We start from the raw sequence: 16,990 nt of genomic DNA, 5'->3' as shown, positions 1-16,990 counted from the left end.
CGGCGCAGGTGGGAGACTGTGGGGGTGAGCGACGACAACCCCTACCTCCTGCTCGGTTCCTATACCTCGGAGGCCGACGGCACCGGTGCCGGCATCAGCCTGCTGCGCCAGGACGAGGCGGGCACCCTCCGCCTCGTGCAGTCGTCGGAGGCGCAGTCGCCGTCCTTCCTCACCCTGCACCCGACGCTGCCGATCGTCTACGCCGCGAGCGAGTCGACCGGGGCCGTCGAAGCGTTCAAGCGCTCCGGCGAGTTCGGGCTCGCGCCGTTCGGCAAGCCCATCGAAGCCGGCGACTCGGTGTGCCACGTCGCGACGGTCCCCGGTGCCGACGTCCTCATCGCGAGTTGCTACGGCGACGGTCGGGTCGTGACCGTCCCGCTCGCGGAGAACGCGGCGTTCGCCGGCGACCCGCGTCTCGGCGAGGCGTCCGTCGACCCCTGGGTGTCGCCCACCGCGCTCGCTGCGGAGTCCGCGGACGCGGGCGAGGACGCGCTCACGCTGCTCGCGCTGGAGGCCGCTGTCGGCGAGGCCCTGCCGTCCCGACCGTCGCGCGCGCACGCCTCGGCGCTCCTCCCGGACGGCCGCATCGCGACCACCGACCTCGGCCACGACACGGTCCGCATCTGGCAGCTCCGTGGGTCGCGGTTGGTGCTCGACCACACCGTCGTGTTCCCGCGCGGCACGGGTCCGCGACACCTCGTCGTCCACCCGAGCGGGCACCTCCACGTCATCACCGAGTACTCGGTCGAGGTCTTCACGCTCGGTGTCGACGGCACCGACGGGCACTGGCACATCCTCGCGGCGACCGTCGCCACCTCGGAGGGCGTGTCCGAGGGCGACACGGGTGCCGAGATCAGCCTCGCCGCCTCGCGGGAGCAGCTGCACGTCGGCGTCCGCGGGAGCGACCGCATCGCCACCTTGCGCGTCACCGGCGACGGTTCGCGGGTCGAGGCCGTGGCCGACGTCGAGTGCGGTGGGACGATGCCGCGCCACCACCGGGAGTCGGGTCGCTTCCTGCACGTCGCGAACCAGCTGTCGAACTCCATTGCGAGCTTCCGGCTCGACGAGCGCACGGGGGTCCCGACGACGCTCCTCGGGACGCTCGACGCCGGTTCGCCCACCTGCCTCATCCTCGCCTGACCGCGAGACCGGTCCGCGCGCGACGCCCGTCACCGGATACGGTGGAACGGTGACCGCACGACGCCCTGAGCCCCGCCCCATCGACGGCCGGACCATCCGCCTCGAACCGCTTGAACGCGCGCACTATCCGGAGCTGTTCACGGCGATCGCACACCCGGAGGTCTTCGCCGGTGGCTACGGCGGCGGGCCTGCGGGGTTGCCGACGACGCAGGCCGAGTTCGACGCCTTCGCGGACGGCTACTTCACGACCGGCGTGCGCAACACCTACGTCATCCGTCTCGTCGGCGGCGAGCACGACGGGCTCCTCGTCGGCACGTCCACGCTCGGCGACTTCGACGAGCCGGGGGAGGCCGCCCACCTCGGTTGGACGGCGTACGACCCGCGCGTCTGGGGCACCGCCGTCAACGCCGAGACGAAGCTGCTGCTCCTCGGGCTCGCGTTCGACGCGGGCTTCGGCCGGGTGAAGATCCAGGCCGACGAGCGCAACGAGCGCTCGCGCACGGCGATCCTGCGCCTCGGGGCCACGTTCGAGGGGCTCATCCGCCGCGACAAGCAGCGGGCCGACGGCACGTGGCGGACCACCGCGCTGTTCTCCGTGATCGCCGAGGAGTGGCCGGAGGTCCGGTCCGGTCTCGAGGAGCGCCTCGCCAGGAGCCCCGGCCCAGTCGCCCTCCGCGGCTGACGCGGCCCCGGAGCCCCCACCCCCGCCCGGTCCCTCACCCCCCCCCGGTCCCTGAGCTTGTCGAAGGGCGGTCCTCCCGGTGGCGCCCCTGCCCTTCGACAGGCTCAGGGACCGGAGGTGGGCCTGGGCGATGGCGACGGGCACTGTTCACCTGCGCGACACCGGCAGGCCCCGATCGCGCTACGTCGCGACCCTAGCTTGTCCTCCAGACGACGGACGCGGTATCCGACGGCCCGACAGCACGGGCGGCCGCCGACGTCACTGGAGGAACCGTGAACACCAGGCGTATGACCGCCCTCGCCATCGTCGCGCTCGCAGCGACCGCGCTCACCGCATGCTCCGCCGGAGCGGACACCGGAGCCGGCTCCGACGTCGACGCCAAGACGGCGACCTCCGCCGAGGACTTCGGCGGGATGGACGCGCTCGTCGAGGCGGCGAAGGCCGAGGGCCAGCTGAACGTCATCGCCCTCCCCGACACCTGGGCGAACTACGGGAAGATCATCTCCGCGTTCGAGGACAAGTACGACATCACGGTCAACTCGGCCGACCCCGACGTCTCGAGCGCCGAGGAGATCACGGCCGCGAAGAACCAGCAGGGCCAGGACACCGCTCCCGACGTCTTCGACCTCGGCTCCGCCGTCGCCCTCGACAACCTCGACCAGTTCGCGCCGTACCAGGTCGCCAACTGGGACGACATCCCGGAGGGCTCGAAGGAGAAGACCGGCCTGTGGGTGTACGACTACACCGGCCTCGTCTCCATCGGCTACGACGCGGACGCCGTCCCCGCACCGAAGTCGCTCGACGACCTCCTCGGCTCCGAGTTCGCGGGCAAGGTCGCGCTGAACGGCGACCCGACCCAGGCCGGTGCCGCCGCGGCCGGCGTCTACCTCGCCGCCCTGCAGTCCGGTGGTTCGGCCGACGACATCCAGCCCGGTGTCGACTTCTTCCAGAAGCTCAACCAGGCGGGCAACTTCCTGCCCCTCGACCCGACCCCGGCGACGATCGCCTCGGGTGAGACCCCCGTCGTGATCGACTGGAGCTACAACAACCTCGCCGCGGCGACCGAGAACGAGGGTCAGCGCAACTGGAAGACCACCGTCCTCCCGGGTTCGGCCGTCGGCAGCTACTACAACCAGGCCATCAACGTGGACGCGCCGCACCCCGCGGCCGCGCGACTCTGGCAGGAGTTCATCTTCAGCCCCGAGGCGCAGAACCTGTACCTCGCCGCCGGCGCGTACCCCTCGACCCTCGCCGCGATGGTCGAGGCCGACACCGTCGACCAGAAGGCCCTCGACGCCGTGGGCGAGATGCCCGCCGACCTCGTGCAGTTCACGCCCGAGCAGACCGAGCAGGCCACCTCGCTGCTCGCCGAGAAGTGGGCGGCAGCGATCTCCTGATGACCACCTCCGCCACCCGGCGGAGTGAGGCGGGGTCGGCACACGCCGGCCCCGCCGTCTCGCTCCCGCCGACCGACGCATCCGACGCCTCGGCCGAACCCGCTGCGGCGCGCCCCCGCCGCCGTCCGCGCTGGGCGCTCCTCGGCCTGACGCCGTTCGCGCTGTACGCCCTGCTCTTCCTCGCGGTCCCGACGTTCCTCGCCCTCGCCACCGGCTTCTTCGACGGCGACGGCGCGTTCACGCTCGACAACCTCACGGCGCTCACCGAACCGGCGGTCCTCGGGGCCTTCGCCAGCTCCTTCTGGGTCTCCGCCGTCACTGCGGTCGCCGGAGCCGTCGCCGGAGCCCTCGTCTGCTACGCGCTCCTCGCGGTCCGGCCCGACGGACTCATCCGCACCTTCGTCGATGCGGCTTCGAGCGTCCTCGCCCAGTTCGGTGGCGTCATGCTCGCCTTCGCCTTCATCGCGACCATCGGCATCCAGGGCCTCGTCACCGTGTTCCTCAAGGACCGCCTCGGGGTCGACCTCTTCGCCGACGGCGTGTGGCTCTACCAGGTCCCAGGCCTGCTCCTGCCGTACCTGTACTTCCAGGTGCCGCTCATGGTCATCACCTTCATGCCGGCGATGGAGGGGTTGAAGCGGACCTGGTCCGAGGCGAACGCGACCCTCGGCGGCACCCGCTTCACCTACTGGATCCGGATCGCGATGCCGATCCTCGCCCCCTCCTTCCTCGGGTCGCTCCTGCTGTTGTTCGCGAACGCGTTCTCGAGCTATGCGACCGCCGCCGCGCTCATCAGCCAGGGGGCGCAGATCGTGCCACTCCAGATCCGCGGTGCCCTCATCAGCGAGACCGTCCTCGGCCGGGAGAACCTCGCCGGTTCGCTCGCGATCGGGATGATCGTCGTGATGGTCGTCATGATGACGGCCTACTCCGCCCTGCAGGCGCGGACGGAACGGTGGCAGCGATGAGCGCGGTCCGCGACTCGGCCACGCCGTCGAAGCTCACGAGCCGGGTCATCCTCGTCGTCGTCGCGGTGGTGTTCGCCGTCCCGATCCTGTCGATGGTCGAGTTCACCCTGCGCGCCGGGATCGACGGCGGCCACGACCTCGGCCACTGGGCTGCGATCCTCGACCCGGAGAACTCGCGGAAGTACCGGGTGCTCTTCCAGGGCATCGGCAACTCCGTCGTGCTCGCCGCGGTGACCGTGCTGATCGTCGTGGTGCTCCTGCTGCCGACGATGATCCTCGTCAAGCTCCGCTTCCCGAAGCTGCAGCGGGTCCTCGAGTTCGTCTGCATCATCCCGATCACCGTGCCGGCCATCGTGCTCGTCGTCGGACTCGCGCCGGTCTACTCGGTCGTGGCCAGGCTGCTCGGCAGTGCGCCATGGACGCTCGCGTTCGCGTACGGGATCACGGTGCTGCCGTACGCCTACCGGGCGATCGCCGCGAACCTGCAGTCGGTCGACGTCGGCACCCTCGCCGAGGCCGCGCGCACGCTCGGCGCCGGCTGGGGGACCGTCCTCGTCCGCGTCCTGCTGCCCAACCTGCGTCGCGGCGTGCTGACGGCGTCGGTCATCTCGGTCGCCGTCGTCCTCGGTGAGTACACGATCGCCTCGCTCCTCGGACGCAACACGCTGCAGACCTCGCTCGTGCAGGTGTCGAAGAGCGATCCCTTCGTCGCGGTGGCCTTCGCCCTGCTGGCGCTCGCCTTCGCCTTCGTCCTGCTGCTCATCATCGGCCGCGTCGGATCGATCCGACGCATCAGGGAGACACCATGACCACCATCGACCAGTCGGCACCGGCAGCGACGCCTGGAGACGGACGCCCGGCCGGCGCGGCGGTGCGGTTCGATCGCGTCGTGAAGGACTACGGCTCGGGTGCCCGTGCCCTCGACGGCGTGAGCCTCGACCTCGCGCCCGGTGAGTTCGTCGCGCTGCTGGGGCCGTCGGGGTGCGGGAAGACGACCGCGCTCCGCAGCCTGGCGGGGCTCGAGGACATCACCTCGGGGAGCGTGCTCATCGACGGGGTCGACGTCGTGTCCGTGCCGACGAACAAGCGCGACCTCGGCATGGTGTTCCAGTCGTACTCGCTGTTCCCGCACCTCACGGTGCTCGAGAACGTCGAGTTCGGTCTGCGCATGCGGAAGGTGCCCGCGGCCGAGCGACGGACGCGTGCCGCCGAGAGCCTCGACCTCGTCGGCCTCGGCCACCTCGCCGCCCGCTACGCCCACCAGCTGTCGGGCGGCCAGCAGCAGCGCGTCGCCCTCGCCCGGGCGTTGGTCACGCGTCCTCGGGTCCTCCTCCTCGACGAGCCGCTCAGCGCACTCGACGCCAAGGTGCGCGTCCAGCTGCGCGACGAGATCCGCCGGATCCAGTCGGAGCTGCGGATCACGACCCTCTTCGTCACGCACGACCAGGAGGAGGCGCTCGCCGTCGCCGACCGGGTCGCCGTCATGCGTGCCGGCGTCATCGAGCAGATCGGGACGCCGGAGGAGCTCTACTCGCGGCCGTCGTCGCCGTTCGTCGCGGAGTTCATCGGCCTGAGCAACCGGATCCCGGGTGTGCTCGTGCCCGGTGGGGTCGAGGTGCTCGGGCAGGTGCTCCCGGTGATCGGCGAGCAGCCGGGGGATGGCGCCGTCGTCGCGCTCGTCCGGCCTGAGGACGTCGTGTTCACCGACGCGACGGAGCCCGCGGTCGGGTCTGCTGCGGTCGTGCTCACCTCGAGCTTCCTCGGCCCGGTGCGCCGCACGACCGTCGAGCTGCCGGACGGCACGCTGGTCGCGGTGCAGCACGGCGCGACGGAACGACTCGAGGCGGGGGAGTCCGTCCGCATCCGCTTCGCGGGCCGTCCCGTCCCGGTGCAGACGGCCTGAGGCCCTCACCGGCCGGGGGCGGCTACGCCTTCGCGTTCTGCCGTGGCACGACGACCTGCTTGATGATCAGCAGGATCGACGCCGTCACGGGGATGGAGACGAGGGCGCCGAGCAGCCCGATGAGCGAACCGCCGACCATCGCACCGATGACGACGAGGGCGCCGGGCACCGAGACCGCCTTGTTCATGACCCGCGGCGTCAGCACGTACGACTCGATCTGCATGTAGACCAGGTAGTAGACGATGACGATGAGTGCCGTCGTCGGTGAGTCGAACAGCCCGACGGTCGCGACGATGACGGTCGCGATGATCGAGCCGACGAGCGGGATGAGCGTCACGAAGAAGATGACGACGGCGAGGATCCCGGCGTACGGCACCCCGACGATGAGCATCATGATGAGCCCGAGGACGGCGTTGATCCCGGCCAGCACCACCATGCCGCTCACGTACCCGCCGATCGAGGCGGTGATCTGGTCGGTGATCGACACGACGCGCGGCCGGGAGCGACGGGGCACGAGCGAATAGAACGCGTTCTTCATCGCCTGCATGGAGGCGAGGAAGTAGAGCGCGAGGACGAGGGCGATGAAGCCGCCGAAGAGGCCGTTCGCGATGCCGACGCCGATGTTGAGCGCGCCGCCGGCCAGGACCACCCAGGTCTTCGGGTCGGCGGCCACCCCGTAGAGCCAGTCGAGCGCGCCCTGGAGGTCGACGCCCGGACCGAGGTAGTCGCTGAGCGACCGGAACCACTCCTGGTCCTGGATGCCGGTGAGGAAGGTGGGGGCGTTGCTCACGAGCTCGACGGCCTGCCGGGTGACGACGGGGATGACGAGAGCCAGGAGGAGCGCGAGCAGGACGGCGAAGGCGGCGAAGACGATGGCGATGGCGAACGGGCGCTTGATGCCCCGTGCCTCGAGTCGGACGACGACCGGGTCGAGGCCGAGGGCGATGAAGAGTCCGACCGCGATGGAGACGAGGATGGTCGACAGCGAGCCGAGGGTGAGGACGAGCAGGATGGCCGCGAGGGCACCGAGTGCTCCGACGAAGCCGATCGCGAAGGGGCGCTGGAGGGTCGTCCTGACGGTGGTCGTCACCTCGGCCGGGCGGTGGGCGCGGAACCGGACACGCTGCTGACGTGCCGCCGGACGCAGCTGCTGGTGGCGATGGGGCGTACTCGTCATGCCGCAAGCGTATTGCCCACCGCCCGTTTGCCCGACAGCTGTCGTGGTACCGGAGGATGAGACCGGGTCCCGCAGGATCACCCGGCTGCGGGATGTGTCGGGTGTTCGCGTTCAGGACGATGGGAACATGTCATCGATCACCCGCTCGCACGCCGTCCACACCCGGGTCACCGCACCGCTGCGGGCGGTCCCGCTGACGGAGCCGATGCCGGGCCGGCGCGACGAGGCCGCGGAGCAGGGGGTGGTCGCCGAGCGCGTGAGCGCCACTGCGCACGTCGCCGCCGGCGCTGCCGGGGTCGACCTCACCGCCTCGGTCGAGCCGGCGCAGGCGCCCGCGGCCGGAACCGACGGGACCGACGCCGGAACAGGCCTCCGGTTCCTCGGTGCCGGCTGGGCGGCCGACGCGGCGGTCTTCGCCCAGTACCGCCGCCGCGGCAACTGACCGCGAGGTCCACGCCGGGTCCACCTCGCGGATGACCCGCACGGTGGAGCTTGCATCGCCCGGCCGACGCGCTGCGGGACACCCGCCGCCGACGATGGGAGCATGAACACTTCGATCCTCTCCGCTCGCGGACTCACGAAACAGTACGGGCCGACCGTCGCCCTCGCCGGCGTCGACCTCGACATCCTCCCCGGTGAGTCGGTCGCCATCATGGGTGCCTCCGGCTCCGGCAAGACCACGCTCATGCATGCGCTCGCCGGGATCGTCACCCCCGACACCGGCTCGATCGCCTTCAGCACCCCGACGGGCGTCGTCCGCGTCGACCAGCTCGACGAACGCCACCGCTCGCAACTGCGGCGCGAGTCCTTCGGCTTCGTCTTCCAGCAGGGCCTGCTCATCCCCGAGCTGACCGCTGTCGAGAACGTCGCCATCGCCCTGATGCTCGGCGGGACACCGCGGATCGCCGCCGAGTCGAGTGCGGCAGCGTGGCTCGCCGCCCTCGGACTGGCCGGCATGGAGACCCGTCGGATCGGCGAACTGAGCGGTGGTCAGGCGCAGCGCGTCGCGATCGCCCGCGCTCAGGTGACCGGTGCGCCGATCGTCTTCGCCGACGAGCCGACCGGCGCGCTCGACTCCCGGACCTCGGCCGACGTCATGGGGGCGCTGCTCCACGCGACCACCGGGCAGGGACGCACGCTCGTCCTCGTGACGCACGACGAGACGGTCGCCGCGCGGTGCTCTCGGATCATCCGCCTCGCCGACGGTCGGATCCTCGGGCAGCCGGCCGGGGTCGGCGCACCGACCCCGGCGCAGCGGTTCGCGAGCGGGCAGGCACCCGTGCCGCAGCAGGCGCAGCAGCCGTACCCGCCGCAGCAGCCGTACCCGCCGCAGCAGCCCCCGTACCAGCAGCAGCCCGCCGGGCAGCCGTTCCCGCAGCAGCCGTACCCCCAGCCCGCTGCGCAGCCGTACCCGCCGCAGACCTACCCGGGTCAGGCGACCGGTGTCGTCCCGAACGGAGCCCGACCGTGACCGCCGCACTCGGGGTCGCACCGACCCGGATCCCGGTCCCCGCCGGCAGCGGTCGGAGTCCCGTCGTCCGTCTCACCTGGATGCTCGCCCGCCCCGGCGCGCAGAGCCCTGCGACGATCGTGCTCCCGGCGGTCGCATTCGCCGTGACCACCGCACTCGTCCTCACGGTGCTCGGCGGCGCGATGATGTTCTGGCGGTGGACCGGTGAGACGGCCTTCGTCTACCAGGTGCTCAGCGTGCTCGCGCTGGCCCTGCTGCTCGTCCCGCTCGGCTCGCTCGGCGGGGCCGCCGCGCGGCTCTCCGCACGGCGCCGCGACGACCGACTCGCCACCCTTCGACTCCTCGGCGCGACACCCGGCACGGTCACGGCGATGACCGTCCTCGAGTCGGCCGGGGTCGCCCTGCTCGGTGCGTTCGCCGGGATCCTGCTGTACCTCGGCATGCTGCCGCTCATCGGGCTCATCCCGTTCGGTGGTTCCCCGATCGGGGTCGAGGGCGTCTGGGTCGGTGTCCCGATCATCGCCGCGGTGGTCCTCGGGGTCGTGCTGCTCGCAGCAGCGAGCGCCGCCATCGGTCTCCGCGCCGTGAACGTGAGTCCGCTCGGCGTCCGCACGAAGCAGCAGGCGCCGACCGTGCACTGGCTGCGCATCGTCGTCGGGGTCGGCGTCGTGATCCTCGCCTACGGCATGCTCTCCGTCGTGACGGGGTTGCAGGAGGTAGCCGCCATCATCGCCGTGCTGGGTGTCGGGTTCGCAGCCGGTGTGGGCGTGCTCGGATTGATCGGCCCCTGGGTGGTCGGGATGATCGGCCGTGGGTCGGCCAAGCGCGCCAAGACATCGGAGCGGCTCCTCGCAGCCCGCACGATCCTGGAGTCGCCGAAGGCGGCGTGGCATCAGGTCAGCGGCGTGGCGATGACGAGTTTCGTCGCCGTCGTCGCGGGGACCGGTGTGGCGCTCATGGATGCCGCAGGCGGTTCCGACCTCGACCGCGAGAGCGCCGTCCTCATCGACGACATCCGCACCGGCGTGATCATCACGCTCGTCGCGTCGTTCCTCATGGTCGCGTGCTCCGTCGGGGTGAACCAGGCCTCGGCGGTCCTCGACCGCCGCGACCTCTACGTCAGCCTCGACCGCCTGGGGGTGCCGCGGGACGTCATGGAACGGGCTCGCGGTCGCGCGGTCATGCTGCCCCTGCGGGTGGTCGCGCTGGGCTCGGCCGGACTGGGTGTCCTGCTCGTCCTGCCGATGGCCAGCATCAGCGTCATCCTCGCCCCGCTGTCGGTCCTCGTCATCGTCGGGTGCTTCGCCGGTGGCATCGGGCTCGTGTGGGCGGCCCTTCGCGCGACCCGTCCGGTCGTCTCCGGGGTGCTCCGAGCGCCCGAGCGCGTCTGACCGCCCGGCCCGCACGACGAGAGCGCCCGTTCCGTCCCCTGCATGACGCGGGGAGGACGGAACGGGCGCTCTCGGTGAGGTCGGGTCAGCCCGTGACGACCGCGATCTCGTTCGGGACGCCGGGCAGCTCACCCGTCGTGATGTCGCCGGACGCGAGATCCACGGCGTGGATCGACTTCGTCGCCGGGTCGGTCACGTAGGCGACACCGTCCTGAACGACGAGCGCCGGGTGGGCGTCCTGCCACTCGGCCGGCGGCTCCCAGGCGTCGATGACCTCGATGGTGTCGGTGACGGCACCCGTCTGCTCGTCGAGGATGTGCAGCGAACCGTCGTTGCCGAGCACGATGACCTCGTCGTTCGGCCCCCGGGCGACGTCGCGCCAGGTGTAGCCGACGCCCTCCGGCAGGTCGACGATCTTCGTCGTCTTCGCGACCGTGTCGGTGAACGCGAGCTGGCGGAGGTCGTAGCCCTCGGCGTCCGGGTCGCTGTTGTAGTCGCCGACCGCGATGGAGGACGTCTCGCTGACGTACTGGTTGCCCGTGCGCCCGTAGGCGTCCGGCGCCTGGACCTTCGTGAAGACGCCGCTGTCGTAGACGAGCACGCCGTCGCTGCAGCCGAACACGACGACCTCGTCCTTGACGGTGCCTTCACCGTGTACCGACGGGCACTGCTCGTTGCGGGCGATCTCGGTGCGCGAGTCGTCGAGCACGCGGACACCGGTCCGGGCGTCCGGGGTGCCGATCGTGGACAGCACGGTGCCGTCCTCGAGCTCGATGGCCACACCGTGGTGCGCGGCCTCCGACGGGATGGTCTCGGTCTCAGGCAGCTCGTCGGTGGCCTCGAGGAGGTCGGCGCTGTCGAAGATCGTCGTGTCGCCGGAGCCGTCGGCGAACAGGATGGTCTTGTCGGCGTGACGGACGACGTGGCCTGCGGTGTCGGCGGGGAAGACGAGGTCGGTCAGGACCGGGTCGGCCTGCTTCGAGGTGCCGTCCTCGTCCGTCCACGTCCCGGTGTCGAGGACCTGGAAGCCCTTCGTCGTGGTGACGAGCACGTGCCGCCCGTCGCCGGCGGCGTTCACCCGGTTGAACCCGTCGAGGGGGAGGTCGCCGACCACCTCGAGGGAGGCGGCGTCGAGGACGAGGAGGCCGCCGTCATAGGTCAGGGTGATCCGACTCTGCGGGTCGGCGGAGGTCGACGCGGTCGCGTCCGGCGCGGAGCCGCTCGCGGTCGAGCATCCGGTGAGGAGGAGGGCCGCGGCGGTGCCGACGGCGAGGAACGGGACCCGGCCGCGCTTCAGGCGCGATGCCCGGGGACTGCGGTGCTGCTGCATGGTTTCCTATCGGTTCGTGGACGCCCGCTCAGGGCGAGAGTCCGGTGGCGATGCGCTCGGTGTTCGCGCGCATCATGGTGAGGTAGGTGGGGGCGTCGCCCGACCCGGCGGTCAACGACTCGGTGAACAACGGGACGACGGCGACGTCGACGTCGGCCTCGTCGGCGAGCACCTGCACGAGCCGGTCGGGTTGGGAGGAGTCGGCGAAGATCGTCCGGACGCCGGCCTCCTCGATCGCGGTCGACAGTTCGTCGAGGTCCGAGGCGCTGGGGGCCGCGAGCGTGGTGCCGCTCGGGATCACGGCGCCGATGACCTGGAAGTCGTAGCGGGCGGCGAGATACCCGAACACGTGATGGTTGGTGACGAGCTTCCGCTGCTCGGCCGGGATGGCGGCGAACGCCTCGGCCATCTCGGCGTCGAGCGCCTCGAGCTCGGCCGTGTACGTGGCGGCGTTCGTCTGCAGCTCGGCCGCGTCGAGCGCGGGGATCTCCTCGAGCAACGCCTCGGTGACCCCGTCCACGACCGACGTCATCTGCAGCGGGTCGGTCCAGAAGTGCGGATCGGTCGCGCCCGACTCGGTCTCGAGGACGTCGACGAGCGAGCCGGCCTCGACGATCGGCACCCCCTCGTCTGCCGCGGTCTCCAGGTGCTGGGTGAGCCCCTCCTCGAGTCCCAGGCCGTTCGACACGAGCAGCTGCGCACCGGTGATGCGTGCCGCCTGCCGTGCGGAGATCTCGAAGGAGTGCGGATCGGCGTCGGGCGGCATGAGGGTCATGACCTCGGCCTGGTCACCGACGAGTTCACCGACGACGTCGCCGAGGATGTTCGTGGTCACGACGACGAGCGGGCGGTCGTCGGCGCTCGCCGCACAGCTCGTCAGGCCGGTTCCGAGCACGAGGCCGGCCGCGAGGACGGCGGTCGTGCGCAGGAGGGCGGTCGTCCGGGGGATGGTCGCTCGCATGGTCAGCGTCCCGTCTCGGCGAGGAACGCCGGGGCCGTGTCGAAGGTGAAGGTGCGGGCGATCCGCGCGGCGTCGCCGTAGTCGATCTCGGAGACGGTGCGCGTGCCCGGGGTGTTCAGGTAGGCGCGGTTCTGGTCGACCTCCAGCTGGACGCCCATGGCGAGGTCGGCTGCACCGACGAGTGCGGCCGCGGTCCCGGTCACGGCGCCGGTGGCGCCGTCGAGGACGAGGAGGTCGCCGGTCGTCGTGAGGCCCACGACGTGCTGGTCGCGGTCGTCGACGGCGGTGACCAGCTGCAGGGGTGCGGGGGTCGGCAGCAGCGCCCAGCTGCGTTCACGGGTGTCGAGCAGCCAGGCGCCGGAGGTGCCGGCGACCGCGGCGACCGTCGGACGACCGGGGCGCGAATGGAAGGACATCGCGCGGTCGTCGGCGGCGACAGCCTGAGGATAGGGGATCGCCTCGAACGTGGGGACCGGGTCGGCCTCGCTCGAGCTGCGGTCGACGACGGCGAGGACCGCGCCCTCCGCGCAGCCGATGACGACGCCGACGTTCGTCGTGATGCTGCCGGCCGGATCGGTGCACCCGGCGAGCACCGCGTCGGCAGCGGTCACGGACGCCGACGAAGGGTCGAGGAGGTCGCCGTCGACGCCATGGAGATGCAGCTTCCCGCTCCCGTCGGTCGCGACGACGGTCTCGCCGATCGGCACGGTGAGCCCGGGAGCACCGGGCGAGGTCCGGATCCGGCCGGACTGCGTGATGTCGCCCGTGCCGAGTGCGGCGGTGTCGAGCAGGAGTGTCTCGCCCGAACCGGCGAACCGCACGGCGGTGGTCGTCGAACCGGCGGTGATCGTCGCTGGTCCGTCGCCCTCGATCTCGCCGACGACCCGCGCCTCGGCGCGGTAGTAGTGCTGGTGGTCCTCATGATCGACCGTCCACACACCGGTGTCGATGATCGTCACGAGGCCGGCGGGCTCGGACTGCGCGGCGACGAACCGGCCGTCGCCCGTGAGTGCCGAGATCGGGCCGAGGTCGGCGAGCGTCGTGCGCTCCTCGCTGAGCAGGTCGGTCAGCTCGACGGTGCCGTCGACGTCGGCGGTCGCGAGGTGCAGCTGCGGCTCGGGGAGCTCACTCGCGCCCTCGACGTAGCCGTGTCCGCGCGGTTCGTCCGAGGCCGACGCGGTGGGTGATGCCGACCCCTGCGGCGCGCAGGCGGTGAGGGTCAGTGCGAGCGCGCCGAGAGCGAGCGCGGTGCGTGTGACGCGGGGGAACCGGTCGTCGGTCGGGCGGGAGCCGCCTGGTCGGATGGTCGGTCGGAGGAGTCGGTGCACGGTGCGCTTTCCAGATGGGTCGGTTCGGAGAGGTGGTCGTCGGGGTGGTCGAGGTGTCGGTCGGTGGGTCGCCGGAGCCGTCCGACGAGCGCCCGCGCGCCCCAGGACACCGTGGCGAGCACAATCGAGCAGGCGGCGATGGACGCTCCGGCCGCGGTGTCGCCGTACCAGGAGAGGAGCAGGCCGAGCAGCACGGCGAGGCCGCCGAAGCCCGAGGCGAGCAGCATGATGAGCGGGATGCGACGCGCCCAATGGGCCGCGGCGACGGCCGGCCCGAGGAGGAGGGCCACGACGAGCAGCGTGCCGACGGCACTGTACGAGGCGACGACCGCGAGGGTCACGAGGCCGACGAGCATCGCGTGGGCGAGTCTCGGCCGGAGGCCCATGGTCTGCGCGACCCGGCGGTCGAAGGCGAGCGCGACGAACGGGCGGTGGAAGGCGACCGCGACGCCCACGGTGACGAGGAGGGCGATGGCGAGGCCCACCAGGTCCGCGGGCCGGATGGCGAGGATGTCGCCGAAGAGGATCGCCGTGAGGTCCGTGGCGAACGATCTGCTCGACGACACGATGATGACCCCGAGGGCCAGCATGCCGACGAAGAGCAGACCGATCGAGGTGTCGTGGGACAGCCTGCCGCGCCGCGAGACGAGGCTGACGCCGGCGGTCATGACGACCGCGCTGACGGCCGCGCCGGCGACCGGCGGCAGGCCGAGGAGTGCCGCGGTGGCGACGCCGGGCAGCATGCCGTGGGCCATCGCCTCCCCGAGGAACGCGAGGCCGCGGAGGACGACCCAGGTGCCCACGACACCGCAGACGGCCGCCACCAGCAGACCGCCGACGAGGGCGCGCAGGAGGAAGGCCGCGGTGAACGGCTCGGTGATCCAGGTCATGGTCGAGCACTCTACATGAAAACGATTCTCAGTATTGATAGGGTGGTGGCATGCGATCCGTGACGAGCACCCCTCGCCCTCCGATGGCAGGCCGATCCGTCGTGTCCGGCATCCGACTCCGCGACGTGACGGCCGAGTACGACGGCGCGCGCGTCCTGCACGGGATCTCGGTCGAAGTCGGGGTGGCCGCCACCACCGTCGTCACCGGGGCGAACGGGGCGGGGAAGTCGACGCTGCTCGCGGTGATCGCGGGCCTGCACCGACCGAGCTCGGGCGGCGTCGACGGCCTCGACGGTCGGTCCGCCGCCTACGTCCCGCAACGCAGTGCCGTGCCCGAGCGCTTCCCGGTCACGGTGCGCGATGTCGCATCGATGGGACGCTGGCCGACGCTGCGTCGCTGGTGGGGTCGACTCGGGGCGAGGGACCGCCGCATCGTCGACGAGAGCCTCGCCCGCCTCGACGTCCTGCACCTCGCCGGACGCTCCTTCGGTGAGCTGTCGGGTGGACAGCGCCAGCGGGTCCTCGTCGCGCAGGCGCTCGCGCGTGAGGCCGACCTCCTGCTGCTCGACGAGCCGACCGTCGGTCTCGATCGTGCGGCTGGGCTGGCGATCCGCGAGGTGCTCCGGGCGGAGGCCGACCGTGGCGCGACGGTGGTGGAGGTGAGCCACGATCCGGTCGCGGTCGCCGAGGCCGACGCGCGGCTGCATCTCGAGGCCGGCTGTCTCGTCGAGGCTCCGCGGTGAACCGGCTGGGGATCGCCCGGCGACCCGTCTACCGCCTCGGGCGCGTTGCTAGAGTTTTCGCATGAGTCAGGCCGAGCAGCAACCCGAACCCACGACCGGCGCCGCTGCGGCGGACGCCCAGGCGGCCACCGAGCGATTGGGCCGCCTGCGGAGCAGCATCGACAACATCGACGCGGCGCTCGTGCACCTGCTGGCCGAGCGGTTCAAGTGCACCCAGGAGGTCGGTCGTCTGAAGGCCGAGCACGACATGCCCGCGAGCGATCCGGCGCGCGAACAGCGGCAGATCACCCGTCTCCGGGCGCTCGCCGAAGAGTCGCACCTCGACCCGGCCTTCGCCGAGAAGTGGTTCAACTTCGTCGTCGCCGAGGTCATCCACCACCACGAGCGTCTCGCCAACCAGCACTGATCCCGCATGTTCCCTTCGGCCAGCGCGGTGCGCTGACGCGAGCGCGGGTCTGTGGCGTGAGCGCGGGTCTCCGGAGGGTCGCGCCCACGCGTGTGGCCCGCGGTGAGGCCCGTTCGCGTGCGATCAGGCCCGTTTGCCCGCACTCGGCCCGATTCGCTCGCGGTCGCGTCGGCGCACCGCGCTGGCACCTCGGGTGAGCCAGGGCAAGGGGTGACGCTTCTTCGGGCGGTGTCCAGCGTCCTACGCCATCATGAGTCCATGACCTGGAACGCCGACTCCCTGCCCGATCAGACCGGACGCGTCGTCCTCGTCACCGGAGCGAACGCCGGCCTCGGCTTCTGGACGAGTCTCGGGCTCGCACGAGCGGGCGCGGAGGTCGTGCTCGCGTCGCGGAGCGCGACGAAGACGCAGGCGGCGATGCGGGCGATCCGGGTGAAGGTGCCCGACGCTCGACTCAGCCACCTCCCCTTCGACACCTCCTCGCTCGACTCGGCGCGCGCGGCGGGCGAGCGACTCGCGGATCTCGACCGTCTCGACGCCCTCGTCGCGAACGCCGGCATGGTGCACATGCCGAAGGAGCGGCAGGAGACGGCCGACGGCATCGAGCTGGTCTTCGCGACGAACGTCGTCGGCCACGCCGCCCTGCTCGCCGAGGCCCTGCCGGTGTTGCAGCGCACAGCGGACGCCCACGATTCCGCGCCGCGCGTCGTGCTCCTCGGAAGCCTCTCCACCCTGCTCGTCCGGTTCCACGGCGACGACCTGCAACTCCGCGACGGGTACAGCGGCTGGCAGGCCTACGCCCAGTCCAAGATCGCCCTCTCGTCGCTCGGCTTCGAGCTCGACCGTCGGCTCGCGGCGTCGCACAGCACCGTCCGGGCCCTCGTCGCACACCCCGGCTACTCGGTCAACGGACTCGACCGTCGCGTCCCCGGCGTCAACGAGCCGACCCGTGGGCGACGCTTCTCCGACACCCTGCAGTCCGTCTACGCGCAGAGCAAGCAGCGGGGTGCCGAGCCGACCCTCCGAGCGGTCACCGACGAGGCGGCCGACGGAGGTTGGTTCTACGGTCCCCGGTGGTTGACGAAGGGCGACGCCGTCCGACAGACGCCGGCAGCGATCACGACCGATCGAGACGTCGCGTCGGCGCTCTGGACCGACCTCGAGCGGCTCATCGGCACGCCCATCCTCCCGACCTCGTAACCG

At 71.6% G+C, this 16,990-nt stretch carries 16 protein-coding genes and 1 pseudogene; 12 read left to right on the top strand and 5 right to left on the bottom strand.

The window, feature by feature from the left end:
• Nucleotides 1-24: 24 nt before the first annotated feature.
• From QRN44_RS04720 to QRN44_RS04695, 6 genes are all read left to right on the top strand, one after another.
• A complete protein-coding gene (locus QRN44_RS04720) occupies nt 25-1,140 on the top strand; it encodes a lactonase family protein (protein ID WP_285038412.1) in 1,116 nt (371 codons plus the stop codon).
• A gap of 49 nt (nt 1,141-1,189) precedes the next feature.
• The gene (locus tag QRN44_RS04715) at nt 1,190-1,822 is read left to right on the top strand and encodes a GNAT family N-acetyltransferase (RefSeq protein WP_079001349.1); all 633 of its coding nucleotides are present in this window, start codon (nt 1,190-1,192) and stop codon (nt 1,820-1,822) included.
• Nucleotides 1,823-2,109: 287 nt separating this feature from the next.
• Entirely contained in the window at nt 2,110-3,219 is a 1,110-nt protein-coding gene (locus tag QRN44_RS04710) for an ABC transporter substrate-binding protein (RefSeq protein WP_285038411.1), read from the top strand.
• Complete coding sequence (locus tag QRN44_RS04705) at nt 3,219-4,187, top strand: ABC transporter permease (protein ID WP_285038410.1); 969 nt, start codon at nt 3,219-3,221, stop codon at nt 4,185-4,187. The genes QRN44_RS04710 and QRN44_RS04705 overlap by 1 nt, the downstream gene beginning before the upstream one ends.
• Nucleotides 4,184-4,996, top strand: a complete 813-nt coding sequence (locus QRN44_RS04700) for an ABC transporter permease (protein WP_285038409.1) — start codon at nt 4,184-4,186, stop codon at nt 4,994-4,996. The genes QRN44_RS04705 and QRN44_RS04700 overlap by 4 nt, the downstream gene beginning before the upstream one ends.
• Nucleotides 4,993-6,090, top strand: a complete 1,098-nt coding sequence (locus QRN44_RS04695) for an ABC transporter ATP-binding protein (RefSeq protein WP_285038408.1) — start codon at nt 4,993-4,995, stop codon at nt 6,088-6,090. The genes QRN44_RS04700 and QRN44_RS04695 overlap by 4 nt, the downstream gene beginning before the upstream one ends.
• Nucleotides 6,091-6,112: 22 nt before the next feature.
• On the opposite strand, the gene QRN44_RS04690 is transcribed toward QRN44_RS04695, so the two are convergent.
• Nucleotides 6,113-7,267, bottom strand: coding sequence for an AI-2E family transporter (locus QRN44_RS04690; protein ID WP_285038407.1), 1,155 nt, complete (start codon nt 7,265-7,267; stop codon nt 6,113-6,115).
• 127 nt (nt 7,268-7,394) lie between these two features.
• Here QRN44_RS04690 and QRN44_RS04685 point away from each other — a divergent pair, with 127 nt between their 5' ends.
• The 3 genes and pseudogenes from QRN44_RS04685 (at nt 7,395) to QRN44_RS04675 (ending at nt 10,129) form a co-directional block, all read left to right on the top strand.
• Entirely contained in the window at nt 7,395-7,709 is a 315-nt protein-coding gene (locus tag QRN44_RS04685; RefSeq protein ID WP_285038406.1) for a hypothetical protein, read from the top strand.
• Nucleotides 7,710-7,811: 102 nt separating this feature from the next.
• Nucleotides 7,812-8,489 (top strand): annotated as a pseudogene (locus tag QRN44_RS04680) (ABC transporter ATP-binding protein); the annotation flags it as partial.
• 245 nt (nt 8,490-8,734) lie between these two features.
• Nucleotides 8,735-10,129, top strand: a complete 1,395-nt coding sequence (locus QRN44_RS04675) for an FtsX-like permease family protein (RefSeq protein WP_285038405.1) — start codon at nt 8,735-8,737, stop codon at nt 10,127-10,129.
• Nucleotides 10,130-10,214: 85 nt separating this feature from the next.
• Here the strand turns inward: QRN44_RS04675 and aztD are convergent, their stop codons facing one another.
• From aztD to aztB, 4 genes are read right to left on the bottom strand one after another with little or no spacing between them, the layout of a single operon-like run.
• Nucleotides 10,215-11,459 (bottom strand): zinc metallochaperone AztD, encoded by a 1,245-nt coding sequence (gene aztD, locus QRN44_RS04670; RefSeq protein ID WP_285038404.1) that lies wholly within the window; start codon nt 11,457-11,459, stop codon nt 10,215-10,217.
• 28 nt (nt 11,460-11,487) lie between these two features.
• Nucleotides 11,488-12,420 carry a zinc ABC transporter substrate-binding protein AztC gene (gene aztC, locus QRN44_RS04665; RefSeq protein WP_285038403.1) on the bottom strand — a complete coding sequence of 311 codons (933 nt, stop codon included), beginning with the start codon at nt 12,418-12,420 and terminating at the stop codon, nt 11,488-11,490.
• Nucleotides 12,421-12,422: 2 nt separating this feature from the next.
• Nucleotides 12,423-13,748: a hypothetical protein gene (locus QRN44_RS04660; protein ID WP_285038402.1), complete on the bottom strand. Its 1,326-nt coding sequence runs from the start codon at nt 13,746-13,748 to the stop codon at nt 12,423-12,425.
• Nucleotides 13,640-14,638 carry a zinc ABC transporter permease AztB gene (gene aztB / locus QRN44_RS04655; protein WP_121291568.1) on the bottom strand — a complete coding sequence of 333 codons (999 nt, stop codon included), beginning with the start codon at nt 14,636-14,638 and terminating at the stop codon, nt 13,640-13,642. Before aztB ends, QRN44_RS04660 begins: the two co-directional genes overlap by 109 nt.
• A gap of 50 nt (nt 14,639-14,688) precedes the next feature.
• On the opposite strand from aztB, the gene aztA reads away from it, so the two are divergent.
• The 3 genes from aztA (at nt 14,689) to QRN44_RS04640 (ending at nt 16,987) form a co-directional block, all read left to right on the top strand.
• On the top strand, nt 14,689-15,381 hold the full coding sequence (gene aztA, locus QRN44_RS04650) for a zinc ABC transporter ATP-binding protein AztA (RefSeq protein WP_285038401.1): 693 nt from the start codon (nt 14,689-14,691) through the stop codon (nt 15,379-15,381).
• Nucleotides 15,382-15,442: 61 nt separating this feature from the next.
• Nucleotides 15,443-15,787, top strand: a complete 345-nt coding sequence (locus tag QRN44_RS04645; protein WP_064296108.1) for a chorismate mutase — start codon at nt 15,443-15,445, stop codon at nt 15,785-15,787.
• A 258-nt stretch (nt 15,788-16,045) separates the two neighbouring features.
• Nucleotides 16,046-16,987: an SDR family NAD(P)-dependent oxidoreductase gene (locus QRN44_RS04640; protein ID WP_079001363.1), complete on the top strand. Its 942-nt coding sequence runs from the start codon at nt 16,046-16,048 to the stop codon at nt 16,985-16,987.
• Nucleotides 16,988-16,990 lie beyond the last annotated feature (3 nt).

The organism is Plantibacter sp. lyk4-40-MEA-4, assembly GCF_030209415.1.
Taxonomy (GTDB): Bacteria; Actinomycetota; Actinomycetes; order Actinomycetales; family Microbacteriaceae; genus Plantibacter; species Plantibacter flavus_A.
This window is presented reverse-complemented; position numbering and strand designations above follow the sequence as displayed.